Origin of the sequence: Actinoplanes sp. NPDC051475, assembly GCF_040689425.1 — a bacterium.
Taxonomy (GTDB): Bacteria; Actinomycetota; Actinomycetes; order Mycobacteriales; family Micromonosporaceae; genus Actinoplanes.
Genome location: NZ_JBFAZZ010000010.1, coordinates 126,688 through 138,668 on the forward strand (window position 1 = coordinate 126,688; position 11,981 = coordinate 138,668).

Here is an 11,981-nt window from a genome sequence, read left to right on the forward strand (position 1 = left end):
GTCATGCCGGCACTTCAGCATGGGAGAGATGCGATGAGTTTGGTTCAGCAGGCCGTGGAGATCAGTGCACCGTTGCACACGGTGTACGAGCAGCTCGCGGCGTTCGAGAACTACCCGCGCTTCATGACCGGGGTCGAGCAGGTCACCCCCATCGGCCACGACCAGACGCACTGGGTCCTGGACGTCGATGGGCACCGCCGCGAGTTCGATGCGCAGATCACCGAGCGCTCACTCGACGAGCGGGTCTCGTGGCAGGCGGTGGACGGTCCGCGGCTCTCCGAGACCATCACGCTGCGGCCGATGGGCGAGACGAGGACCCAGATCATCGCCCAGCTGGACGCCGATGCCGCGTTCCTGCTGCCCAGCGACCGGCACGCCCAGGAGGCGCTGAGCCGGCGCCTCAGGGCCGACCTGAACGCCTTCAAGGGCCTCATCGAGACCGGCAAGCTGGGCGACTCCGGCGGGCTGACCGGTGCCAGCTCGAAGAACATGACCGGCAGTGCCTTCGCCTCGCCCGCCTCGGTGGCGAACCGTGCCCGTGGCGGGCGTTCGCGGCCGGGTGCCGGCTGGGGTACGAGCGCCGGCGAGTTCAGCAACGCCCGCCGGGACGGCCTCGGCACGCTGCGGCCGAACGCCGACACCGATCCCCTGGGCATCTCGGACGCGGGTACCCGGGTCGACATCACGTCGGCGCCCGGCATCGACGACCCGCACGATCTCGACGACGTGCTCGCGCCCGGCCGCCGGATCTCCGGCTCCTCGACGATCCGGGGCGGCGCCGCGGGCACCCGTGCCGGTGGTCAGGTGTCGGCGTCGGCCCGCATGGGCGGCAAGGTGATGGGCACCCGCGACGGCCGGGGCGACGGAGTGATCAACGAGGAGGAGCGCGGCAGCTGGTAGCCGCCGCTGCTACAGGGAAGCGGCTTCCCAGGTCACGACAAGCCGCGCACCACGGGGCTCGGCCCGCTCATAGCGGACCGAGCCTCCGTTCGCCTCCACCAGGTGGCGCACGATGAACAGGCCGAGGCCGGCGCCGCGCATGAAGCGGTCGAACAGCTGCGGCACGAGCTCCTCCGGGATGCCGCCGCCGCGGTCCTCCACGATCAGGACGACGGTTTCGTCGTCGCGGGTGGCGCGCACCTCGATCGGGGTCTCGCCGTAGGCGAGCGCGTTGGCCATGAGGTTGCGCAGGACGTGCCACACGTGCTGCCGGTCGGCGAGCGCGGAGACGTCTTCGTCCACCACGACCACGACGTCGCCCTCGCAATTGAGCTCAGCGGTGACCGACGTGACGACCTCGCGCACCGGCACCGGCGCCCGCCGGGCCGTGACCGCGCCCGTGTCCAGCCGGAACAGCAGCTGTAGGTCGTTCATCATCTTGATGAGCCGGCTCGTGTTCTTGTCGATCTTCGAGACCAGCTCGAGCCGGATGTCGTCGGGCAGGTCCGCCCAGTCGGCGTGCAGCAGCTCCGCCAGGCTCGCAATCGAGCTGATCGGCTGGGCGACGTCGTGGGTCAGCATGGAGGTCAGATCGTTCTTGAACGCGAGCGCCTCGCGCAGCCGCGTGTTGCTGATCTCGAGCTCGGCGGCGTGGCTGGTCAGCTCGTCCTCGGCGCGCTTGCGGTCGGTGATGTCGACGTACGTGGCGACGTAGCCGCGCGGGCGGCCCGCTGCGTCCGGGATGGCGGCCATCGTGGCGAACACCGGGACGTCGGTGCCGTCGGCGCGGCGGATCGACCAGTCCTGGGTGCCCGCCGGCGGCAGGTCCGGTGGCTCGGTGCCGTCCGGCCCGCTGTCCCCGGTCAGTTCCCGCCAGCGCCGGTTCACGTCGATGACCCGGTGGTTGGCGTCCAGCACCATCACCGCCTCGTTCATCGACTGCAGCAGGGTGTCGGCGAACTCGCGCCGCTCGCGCAGCTCCGCGAGGAGTTCCCGCTGCTTGCGGTCGGCGCCCTCCAGGGACCGGACCAGATACCCGACGAGCGCCACGAGGGCGAGCGCGGCGAGGACCGTCCCGGTGCTGATGGCGGCGGCCGGCCGGCTGATCCCGGTCCGTACGGCGAGGGCGCTGACCAGCGCGGCGATGACCGGGATCGCGATGACGGAGGGCAGCATCCGGCGGATCTTGGCGCCCGGGCCGGCGGCGGCGCCGGTGCGCAGCGGGCCGGCCTCGGGCCGGGCCAGCACCATGCCGACGGCGAGCGCGAAGAGGGCTCCGGCGTGGTACGGCGGCATCAGGGTGTCCGGCCCCCGGCCGCCGGGGAACGTGGGTGCGAACATCCGCGGCACCAGGGCCACCAGCGCGATGATCGCGCTGCCGGCCAGCAGGGGATCGGCCACCCGGTACCGCACCGGGTCGCCGGCCCGGCGGTGGACGTTCAGGTCGAGGCAGGCCAGTCCGAGCCCGGCGAGCGTGGTGGCGACGCCGGCCGCCGGATGGCGGGGCAGTGCCGCGACGCCGAGGGCGGCGGCCAGGGCGGCGAGTGCGTACGCGGCACCGCGCGCCGCACGCCGGGGCCGGGCCGGGGACAGCAGGAACAAGGCGAGCCCGGCGGCTACGAGTGCAGCCGCCGGGCTCGCCGTCAACGCTTCGGGGACAGGGGTGCCCGCGGGGGACAGGACCAGACTGAGGGCCCCGGCAATCGCGACTGCGACACCGGTGCTCCCGGCGGCGAGCCGGGACACCCTGCCCACGTCGTGCGCCGCGATCTGCACCGGTGGAACCCCTCTAAATATGGGCGTTTCGGCCCAACTGTGAGGGAGTGATCATATCGCGGCGGATGGGATCAAGGGGTCACGCCGACTGAGACTGCCCGGCCCACTCGAAGCCGTTCTCGACCGTCGCCTTCACGGCCACCGGCGCGAGGCGGTCGGCGAACTTGTTGGCGTGGTGCCCGCAGAACGCGAGGCCGCCACCGCCGGCGAGGGCCAGCTCGAGCTTCGCGGCGGCGCCGCAGCGGTCGCAGCGCTCGGCCAGGGAGTCGACAGCGACGATCTCGGGCGACAGCACGGTGGTCATAGCGCTCTCCTTGCTCGGTGGCGGTGCAAGCGGTCCTGACAGCGGGTAGTTCGGCCCGGCCCGGGGGCGACTTAGCCCTCGGGGCCCGGATGAGACGGCTGCAACTCAGGAGCAACCTCCGAGGTCCCGGGGCGGCTTCGCCCCGCTATCAGCATTTCCCCCAAGCTGCCGCCGGCATGCCTGGCTCCGCCGGCTATGTCCCGCGGACGGATGAGGGGACCCGGAAATGATCTGCAACGACGGGCGGCGCCGCGCCGCACGCCTCGCGCTGACCACCGGCCTGGCCACCGTGGCTGCGGTGACCGGCGTCGCGGGTACGGCCTCGGCCGGAACGCCCGCCGCCCTGCCCCTCGGCACCGTCCGCGCCGCGACGGCCGACGCGATCGGCGGCAGCTACATCGTCGTGCTCAAGGACGGGGCCACCGAGGTGCCGGCGGTGTCGCGCCAGCTCACCCGGCGGTACGGCGGCCAGGTGCGCGCGAGCTACTCGTCGGCCGTACGCGGCTTCCAGACGGGCATGAGCGCGCTGGAGGCCCGCCGCCTCGCCGCCAACCCCGCCGTCGCCTACGTCGAGCAGGACGCGGTGGTCACGCTCGCCGACGTCAAGACTCAGACGAACGCGGTCTGGGGTCTCGACCGGCTCGACCAGCCGGAGTTGCCGCTCTCGAAGACCTACACCTACCGCTCGGCGTCGAACGTGACCGCGTACGTCCTGGACACCGGCATCCGGATCGGGCACAGCGAGTTCGGCGGCCGCGCGCGCAACGGCCGGGACTTCATCGACAACGACAGCGTCGCCCAGGACTGCAACGGCCACGGTACGCACGTGGCGGGCACCGTCGGCGGCCGGACGTACGGCGTCGCGAAGGACGTCAAGCTCGTCGGCGTACGGGTGCTGAACTGTGCGGGAAAGGGGCCCTACTCGGCGATCATCGCGGGCGTCGACTGGGTCACCAAGAACGCGGTCCGGCCGGCCGTGGTCAACATGAGCGTCGGCGGACCGGTCAGCTCGGCCCTCAACGGCGCGGTGGCCAGGTCGATCGCGGCGGGGATCACGTACGCGGTCGCCGCCGGCAACGACGGGCGGAACGCCTGCGCCTACTCGCCCGCTTCCGCGCCGAACGCCATCACGGTCGGCGCGACGGACAGCACGGACACGCGCGCGTCCTTCTCGAACTACGGCTCGTGCCTGGACATCTTCGCGCCGGGCGTGAAGATCACCTCGGCCGCCGCGTCGTCCAGCACCGCGACCGCGATCATGAGCGGCACCTCGATGGCGACCCCGCACGTGGCCGGTGCCGCCGTCCTCGTCGCCGCGGCGCACCCGGCCTGGTCGCCGGCGCAGGTCCGGGCCGCGCTGGTCGACAACGCGGCCATGGACACGGTGCGGAGCCCGGGCAAGGGGTCGGTCGGCGGGCTGCTTCAGACCGGCTTCCTCAACACCGACACAAGCGCGGATCCGGTCGTGACCACCGCCTGTGGGCCCTTCGAGCGGTGCTGCACGCGTACCGTGGCTCGCTGGTCGTGTCCCTGACCAGCCCGAACGGCGTCACGTACACGCTCAAGTCGGCCGACAAGTCCGACAAGAAGGCCGACATCGCGCAGACGTACCCGATCGACCTGTCCGGCACCCCGCGCAACGGCAAATGGTCGCTCCAGGTCAAGGACACCTACGGCACCACGACCGGCGTTCTGGACGAGTGGCAGCTCAGGCTCTGATTGCCGGAAAGCGGCACCCGGGCTAGAGCTCGCGGTTAGCGTGAACGTCACACCGCTGTCAGGAGGCTCTCGATGTCGGAAGTTTCGGAAGAGCGCCCCACCGTCCTCGTCGTGGACGACGAGGAGGACCTGCGTGACATCATGCGGCGGATGCTCGAGCGCCGGGGCTTCGCGACGCTGGTCGCCGGCGATCCCGACCAGGCCGTGACGGTCTGCCAGGAACACCCCGGCATCATCGATGTGCTGGTCACGGACCTGGGCCTGCCCGGCGTCTCCGGGGGCGAGATGGCCCGCAGCTGCATGCAACTGCGTCCGGACATGGGCGTCGTCTACATCTCGGGCCTGCCCAAGGACATCGCCGTCACGAAGGGCCTGATCGGCGAGGACGCCCTGCTGGTCAAGAAGCCGTTCACCTCCGACGTGCTGCTGGACGCCCTGCGGCTGATCCTGGCCGAGAAGGCACCCACCAGCTGATCCACCCGCAGTACCCCTAGGCGCCGCCGGACCACTGTCCGGCGGCGCTTTCGCATGTCCGGCCGGGTGCGCGACATCGGCCGAAAAGCCCTTCATCCGCACCGCCCCTTGCCGCCCTGCCCCCGGCCGGGGGAGCGGCACCTGGGCTGCACCCGATTGCAAGCCGGAGCGGCACCCGCCCCTGTCGAACCTGGATGTCAGACAGCGATTCATTGACATACAGGGGGACTCGACGTGACTGCCAGGCGAAGGATGATCGGCGTTGCCGTGACGGGTGCGGTCGCCATGGGCGCGGGCTTCGCGCTGGCGGGCACTGCGAACGCCGCGACCACCACTTCGACCGTGAGCGTCTTCAGCACCGACGACTCGTACACGTCGAGCATGCGCCGGACGGCCAACTTCGGTCAGGCGGACAAGCTGGTCGTCGGCAAGGACGGCGGCGAGACGAAGTTCTCGTATCTGAAGTTCGCGCCGAAGATCGCGGCCGGCACCACCGTGGCCCGGGCGGAGCTGCGGCTGCCGCTGGAGAGCAAGCCGATCGCCGCCACGCTGAGCATCCACCGGGTCTCGACCGGCTGGACCGAGAAGACCCTCACCGCGGCGAACGCCCCGGTCCCCGGCGCGGCGATCGCCTCGATCAAGCCCCGGATCACCGACACCACCCTGGTCTTCGACCTGTCCAAGGTCGTCACCAAGTCGGGCACGTACGCGTTCGCGCTGAAGTCGGCGGCCACGACAGGCGTCACCCGGATTCGCTCGCTGGAGTACGGCGACGTCACCGGCGGCGGCCCTGAGCTGCTGCTGACCGTGAAGAAGCCGGCCGCGACCACCCCGACGACCGCGCCCACCAAGGCCCCCGTCACCACGGCGCCGACCACGGCCCCGACCACCGCGCCGACCACGGTCCCCACCACCGCGCCGACGACGGTGCCGCCGACGACCGCACCGGTCACCACCCCGCCGACCACGGCTCCGACCACCGCGCCGACCACGGTGCCGCCGACCATGACGCCTCCCGCGACCGGCTGCGCCACCGACGCGCTGCTGGTGCCCTCGTGCGGCGTGCTCTGGGGCGCGGCGGCCGGCGGCTTCACCGACGCCCCGCGCGACCAGGCGCTGAAGGAGTGGGAGGCCACCACCGGCCGGACCGCGGCGATCTTCCACACGTACCACAAGGGCAACGAGATGTTCCCGACCAAGTCCGAGATCGCGATGACCCAGGACCCGGCCCACCCGCGGGTGCTGCTGCTGAACTGGAAGGTCGCGTACGGCACCTCGTGGGCCAAGGTCGCCGCCGGTGGCCAGGACGCGCGGATCGACGCGTGGTCGGCGTACGTGAAGAAGACCTACAACCAGAAGTTCTTCCTGGCCCTGCACCACGAGCCGGAGAACGACGTCAACAACACCGCCGGCTCGGGCATGACGGCCAAGGACTACGCCGCGATGTACCGCTACGTCATCACCCGGCTGCGCGCCAACGGCGTCACCAACGCGATCAACGTGGTCGCCTACATGGGCAACGAGAAGTGGATGGCGCAGTCGTGGTGGAAGGACCTCTACCCGGGTGACGACGTCGTGGACTGGGTCGGCCTGGACTCGTACGTCAGCGTCGAGAAGGGCTACTACCACTACGGCGACATGGGCGACATCCTCGACCGCAAGCCGTCCGGCGGTGGCCTCGGCTGGTACGACTGGTCGGTCACCAACCACCCGACCAAGCCGATCATGGTCGCCGAGTGGGGCATGTACCACCGCACCAAGACCATCGTGGACAAGGCGCCGGCGTTCAACACCGTCATCCCGGAGCTGAAGGCTCACCCGCAGGTCAAGGCCGTCGTCTACTTCGACACCAAGAACGACGACGAGGGTGACCGCGACATCTCGGTCGACTCCACCGCCTCCGCCCTGGCCGCGTTCAAGACGGTCGCCGCGGACCCGATGTTCGACGTGACCATCACCAAGTAAGGCTTCGCGCGCCCCCCGAGGAACGGGCCGGTCTCCGCATGGAGGCCGGCCCGTTCCGTCATTGCGGTCCCGGAGACGGCCAGGGCACGGTGAGCTCGCCGCGGCGCCACCGTGCCGGCCCGTCCAGGACCGGCCACGAGGACCGGAACCGCTCGACGGTCGCGAGCCAGCGCTGGCGTGGCCCGAACGGGGTGGCGCTCGCCTCCCATGCCGCGCCCAGCGCCGCGAGCAGGTCGTGCACCGGGTGGCCGGGCACGTTGTGGTGGATCAGCGCCTTCGGCAGCCGCTCGGCGAACGTCGCCGGATGGTCCAGGTGGGACAGTCGCGCCGACAGGGTGAGGGTCCGGGCGGCGCCCGCCTCGACCACCGCCCAGGTGGCGATCCGGCCCAGCTCGTCACACGTCCCCTCGACCAGCACCGCGCCCGTCGCGGTCATCGTTCGCCAGGCGGCGGCGACCTCGTCCTCCGCGTACTGGCGCAGGACGTTGAACGCCCGGACCACGTTCGGGCGCAGGCCGGCCAGCTCGAAGCCGCCGCGGCGGAACTCGAGCAGGGGCGGGGCGGCGTACGGCTGCGCTGCTGACACCCGTACCGGATCGATCTCGAGACCGACCACCGCCAGGTCCGGACGGACCGCCGAGGCCAGCCGGGCCCGCAGCTCGATCGCCGTGATCGGCGTCGCGCCGTAACCCAGGTCGATCACGAGCGGTGCCGCCGCGGTGGCCAGCAGCTCCCCGCAGCGGAACGCGATGAAGTTGTCCACCCGGCGCAGCCGATTGGGGTTGGTGGTACCCCGCGTGACGGCTCCGAGTGGCCTGGTCATCAGCGCTGCTCGCGGACGACCTTGTGCTGGGCGGCCTGCGCGATCGGGCGGACCACCAGCCGGTCGACGTTGACGTGCTGCGGGCGGGTGGCGGTCCACGCGATGCAGTCCGCGATGTCGTCGGCGACCAGCGGGTCCTTGACCCCGGCGTAGACCGCGTCGGCCCGGTCCGGGTCGCCGAAGCGGTTGAGGGAGAACTCCTCGGTGTGCACCATGCCCGGGTCGATCTCGATGACGCGTACGGGCTTGCCCGCCAGCTCGAGCCGGAGGGTGCCGACCAGGGCGGTCTGAGCGTGCTTGGCGGCCGTGTAGCCGCTGCCGCCCTCGTAGACCGTGAAGGCGGCGGTGGAGCCGACCGTGACGACGGTGCCCGCGCCGCTCGCCTCGAGGGCGGGGAGCAGGGCCTTGGTGACGCGCAGGGTGCCGAGCACGTTGACGTCGTACATCCACTGCCAGTCGTCGACCGACCCGGTGGCGACCGGATCCATCCCGCGGGCGCCGCCCGCGTTGTTGACCAGCAGGGTGACGTCCCCGCCCAGCTCCGCGACCGCGGCGGCCAGCCCGGCCACCGACTCGTCGGACGTGACGTCGCAGGCCACGGCGGTGGCTGACGCGGACCCGGCCTCCTTGGCGAAGGCCTCCAGCCGGTCCGCGCGGCGGGCCGCGGCGACCACGTGGAACCCCTCGGCGACCAGGCGGCGGGCGGTGGCCGCACCGATGCCGCTGGACGCTCCGGTGACAACGGCGATCTTCTTCTGCACCATGCCTCGATCCTGCCTCATGACATGGGTCACCCCGGGACGCCTGGAATGGGATTCAGCGTTACCGCCCTGGGAAGATGAACGACGGCGTAACAAGCTTTCGAAGGGACAGGACGTGGTTGATCCGCGGGCCGCGGGCCAATGGCCGACTCCCCGGCGTATCGCCACCCTCTCGGTGCACACGTCACCGCTCGAACAGCCCGGCACGGGGGACGCCGGCGGGATGAACGTCTACATCGTCGAGGTCTCCAAGCGGCTGGCCGCGCTGGGCGTCGAGGTCGAGATCTTCACCCGGGCCACCTCGAGCGAGCTGCCGCCGGTGGTCGAGATGGCACCCGGTGTCAGTGTGCGCCACATCACGGCCGGGCCGTTCGAGGGCCTGTCGAAGGAAGAGCTTCCGTCCCAGCTCTGCGCGTTCACCAACGGCGTCCTGCGCGCCGAGGCGGCCCACCCGCCCGGCCACTACGACCTGATCCACTCGCACTACTGGATGTCGGGACAGGTCGGCTGGCTCGCGCGGGAGCGCTGGGGGGTGCCGCACGTGCACACCGCGCACACCCTGGCCAAGGTCAAGAACAGGTTCATCGCCGCCGGTGACCGCCCGGAGCCCAAGGCCCGCGTCATCGGCGAGGAGCAGGTGATCACCGAGTCCGACCGGCTGGTCGCCAACACCCGGTTCGAGGCGCAGGACCTGGTCTCCTGCTACGACGCCGACCCCACCCGGCTCAGCGTGGTGGAGCCCGGCGTCGACCTGGGCCGGTTCCGGCCCGACGGCTCCCGGACGGCCGACCGCCGCCGCCTCGGGCTGCCCGAGCGGGGGTACGTGGTCGCGTTCGTCGGCCGCATCCAGCCTCTCAAGGGGCCCGACGTGCTGATCCGGGCGCTGGCGGAGGACCCGCTGCGGACCGCGGACGTCACCGTCGTCATCTGCGGCGGGCCGAGCGGCAGCGGCCTCGAGCGGCCGACCTCGCTGATCGAGCTCGCCGCCTCGCTCGGCGTCTCCCACAAGGTCCGCTTCCTGCCCCCGCAGACCGGGGACGCGCTGGCCGCGCTCTACCGGTCGGCCGATCTGGTGGCCGTCCCGTCGCACAACGAGTCGTTCGGGCTGGTCGCCGTGGAGGCGCAGGCGTGCGGCACGCCGGTCGTCGCGGCGGCGGTCGGCGGCCTGGTCACCGCGGTCACCGACGGCGTCAGCGGCGTCCTCGTCGACGGACACGACCCGGGGGACTGGGCGACCGTGCTGGCCGGCCTGCTGCGCTCGCCGGGCCGCCGGCTGCGGCTGTCGGTCGGGGCGGTGCGGCACGCGTCGAAGTTCTCCTGGGACCGTACGGCGGCCGGCCTGCTCCGGGTCTATCGCGAGGCGGTCGCGGAGCACCGTGCACTGATCGCCGCGCGTCTGGCAGGCTCGTTCTCGTGGTGAACGACATCGGCGCCCTGATCGAGCGCGTGTGTGCGGAACGCGAGCTGCCCTGCGAGTCCACCGGCGAGGCTTCCTGGGTCGTCACGATGCCCGGCACGCACAAGCTCAAGACCGCCTGCAACCTGATCGTCGGCGAGCACGCCCTGCGGGTCGAGGCGTTCGTCATGCGCCACCCCGACGAGAAGCACGAGGAGCTGTGGGCCTGGCTGCTGCGCCGCAACGCCCGCATGTACGGCGTCTCCTTCTCCATCGACCAGGCCGGCGACATCTACCTGACCGGCCGGGTCAGCCTCAAGGGCCTCGACGAGGACGAGCTCGACCGCCTGCTCGGCGCCGTCCTGACGTACGCCGACGAGTCGTTCGACTCGATGCTGGAGATCGGCTTCGGTACGGCCATCCGCCGCGAATGGGACTGGCGGGTCAAGCGCGGCGAGTCCCTGGCCAACCTCCAGGCGTTCGCTCACTTCGCGGACCCGGCCGCCCGGGAAGGATAGACGGGGGCCGGTGCGGAACTGGTGGGCGAACACGGCCGGAGGGCTGCCCGCGACGTACTGGTACCTCTGGACCGGCCTCCTGATCAATAGGGTCGGCGGATTCGCGGTCCTGTTCCTGTCGCTCTACCTCACCGCCCAGCGCGGTGCCTCCGCCGCGCTGGCCGGCCTGATCGTCGGCGGGTACGGGATCGGCGGCGTGGCCGGAACCCTGCTCGGCGGCGTGCTCACGGACCGCTGGGGCCGCCGCTCCACGCTGCTTGCCTCGCACTTCGTCACGGCGGCGCTGCTGGTGGGGCTGGCGGTGACGACGAACCTGCCGGTGATCGCGGCGCTGGCCGTGCTGCTCGGCCTCGCCCAGGCCATGCCGAGCCCCGCCTTCGTCGCGGCAATCATCGACGTGGTGCCGGCGGAGAGGCGGTCGCGGGCCTTCAACCTGCAGTTCTGGGCGTTCAACCTCGGCATGGCGGGCGCCTCCCTGCTGGCGGGCGTGCTGGCGGAGTGGAGCTACCTCGGGCTGTTCCTCGTCGACGGCGCGTCGACGCTGCTCACCGGCGTACTGATCGCCTGGAAGGTGCCGGAGACCCGGCAGCGGGCCGGTGGAGCGCAACCGGCCGCGGGCGGCATGCGCACCGCCCTGACCGACCGGATCTTCCTGGTGTTCGTCGGGCTGACCCTGCTGCAGGCGCTGCTCTACAGCCAGACCAACACCATCGTGCCGCTGGCCATGCGGGACGACGGCCTGGACCCGTCGGACTACGGCCTGCTGACCGCGCTGAGCGGGCTGCTCATCGTCATGGGGCAGCTGTTCGTCCCCCGGGTGATCGACCGGCACCGCAAGGACCGGGTGCTGGCCGTCGCCCTCGCGGTGATGGCGGCCGGGTTCGCCGCCCTCGCCGTGGCCGACCGCCTGCCCGCCTACCTGCTGGCCGCGGCGGTGTGGACGGTCGGCTCGATGCTGGCCGCCCCGCCCAACGCCGAGATCAATTCGGAGCTGGCCCCGGCCGAGCTGCGCGGCCGCTATCAGGCGGTGTTCTTCCTGACGTTCCCGGCCGCATCGTTCCTGGCGCCGGCGCTCGGCGGGGCCGGCCTGCAGGTCTTCGGCGAGGGCCACTGGCTGATCCTGGCGGCGGTCGGCGGTGCGGGCGCGTGTGCGCACCTGGCCGCGGGCCCGGCACGGGAGAGACGAGTGGCGAGGGCGAGAGAGTTGGCGCCGGCGGCGGCGGGCGACACCCATCCCCATAGGCGTCGCCCGCACTAACCGCCGGTCTCGGGTCGCGCCGTCCCCCAACGGCTGATGCCACCCGTC

12 protein-coding genes are annotated in these 11,981 nt (G+C 71.8%); 8 read left to right on the forward strand and 4 right to left on the reverse strand.

The features are described 5' to 3' along the window. Positions 1–33: 33 nt before the first annotated feature. The gene (locus AB0368_RS21430) at positions 34–900 is read left to right on the forward strand and encodes an SRPBCC family protein (protein ID WP_366155673.1); all 867 of its coding nucleotides are present in this window, start codon (positions 34–36) and stop codon (positions 898–900) included. Between the two features lie 9 nt (positions 901–909). Here the strand turns inward: AB0368_RS21430 and AB0368_RS21435 are convergent, their stop codons facing one another. Continuing rightward, positions 910–2,715, reverse strand: coding sequence for an ATP-binding protein (locus tag AB0368_RS21435; RefSeq protein ID WP_366155674.1), 1,806 nt, complete (start codon positions 2,713–2,715; stop codon positions 910–912). A gap of 79 nt (positions 2,716–2,794) precedes the next feature. Continuing rightward, positions 2,795–3,019 (reverse strand): hypothetical protein, encoded by a 225-nt coding sequence (locus tag AB0368_RS21440; RefSeq protein ID WP_366155675.1) that lies wholly within the window; start codon positions 3,017–3,019, stop codon positions 2,795–2,797. A 226-nt stretch (positions 3,020–3,245) separates the two neighbouring features. Here AB0368_RS21440 and AB0368_RS21445 point away from each other — a divergent pair, with 226 nt between their 5' ends. The 4 genes from AB0368_RS21445 (at position 3,246) to AB0368_RS21460 (ending at position 7,177) form a co-directional block, all read left to right on the forward strand. Next, the gene (locus AB0368_RS21445) at positions 3,246–4,553 is read left to right on the forward strand and encodes a S8 family peptidase (RefSeq protein WP_366155676.1); all 1,308 of its coding nucleotides are present in this window, start codon (positions 3,246–3,248) and stop codon (positions 4,551–4,553) included. Beyond that, positions 4,544–4,738 carry a proprotein convertase P-domain-containing protein gene (locus tag AB0368_RS21450; RefSeq protein WP_366155677.1) on the forward strand — a complete coding sequence of 65 codons (195 nt, stop codon included), beginning with the start codon at positions 4,544–4,546 and terminating at the stop codon, positions 4,736–4,738. Before AB0368_RS21445 ends, AB0368_RS21450 begins: the two co-directional genes overlap by 10 nt. A 72-nt stretch (positions 4,739–4,810) precedes the next feature. After that, on the forward strand, positions 4,811–5,212 hold the full coding sequence (locus AB0368_RS21455; protein ID WP_366155678.1) for a response regulator: 402 nt from the start codon (positions 4,811–4,813) through the stop codon (positions 5,210–5,212). Between the two features lie 267 nt (positions 5,213–5,479). Next, positions 5,480–7,177 (forward strand): DNRLRE domain-containing protein, encoded by a 1,698-nt coding sequence (locus AB0368_RS21460; protein ID WP_366155679.1) that lies wholly within the window; start codon positions 5,480–5,482, stop codon positions 7,175–7,177. A gap of 58 nt (positions 7,178–7,235) precedes the next feature. Here the strand turns inward: AB0368_RS21460 and AB0368_RS21465 are convergent, their stop codons facing one another. After that, positions 7,236–8,000, reverse strand: a complete 765-nt coding sequence (locus AB0368_RS21465) for a class I SAM-dependent methyltransferase (protein WP_366155680.1) — start codon at positions 7,998–8,000, stop codon at positions 7,236–7,238. Beyond that, positions 8,000–8,782: an SDR family oxidoreductase gene (locus AB0368_RS21470; protein WP_366155681.1), complete on the reverse strand. Its 783-nt coding sequence runs from the start codon at positions 8,780–8,782 to the stop codon at positions 8,000–8,002. The genes AB0368_RS21465 and AB0368_RS21470 overlap by 1 nt, the downstream gene beginning before the upstream one ends. A gap of 94 nt (positions 8,783–8,876) precedes the next feature. On the opposite strand from AB0368_RS21470, the gene mshA reads away from it, so the two are divergent. The 3 genes from mshA to AB0368_RS21485 are packed head-to-tail and all read left to right on the forward strand — an operon-like array spanning position 8,877 to position 11,933. Continuing rightward, on the forward strand, positions 8,877–10,181 hold the full coding sequence (gene mshA / locus AB0368_RS21475) for a D-inositol-3-phosphate glycosyltransferase (RefSeq protein ID WP_366155682.1): 1,305 nt from the start codon (positions 8,877–8,879) through the stop codon (positions 10,179–10,181). After that, the gene (locus AB0368_RS21480) at positions 10,178–10,675 is read left to right on the forward strand and encodes a YbjN domain-containing protein (protein WP_366155849.1); all 498 of its coding nucleotides are present in this window, start codon (positions 10,178–10,180) and stop codon (positions 10,673–10,675) included. The genes mshA and AB0368_RS21480 overlap by 4 nt, the downstream gene beginning before the upstream one ends. A gap of 10 nt (positions 10,676–10,685) precedes the next feature. Beyond that, positions 10,686–11,933, forward strand: coding sequence for an MFS transporter (locus AB0368_RS21485; protein ID WP_366155683.1), 1,248 nt, complete (start codon positions 10,686–10,688; stop codon positions 11,931–11,933). The last annotated feature ends 48 nt before the right edge of the window (positions 11,934–11,981 follow it).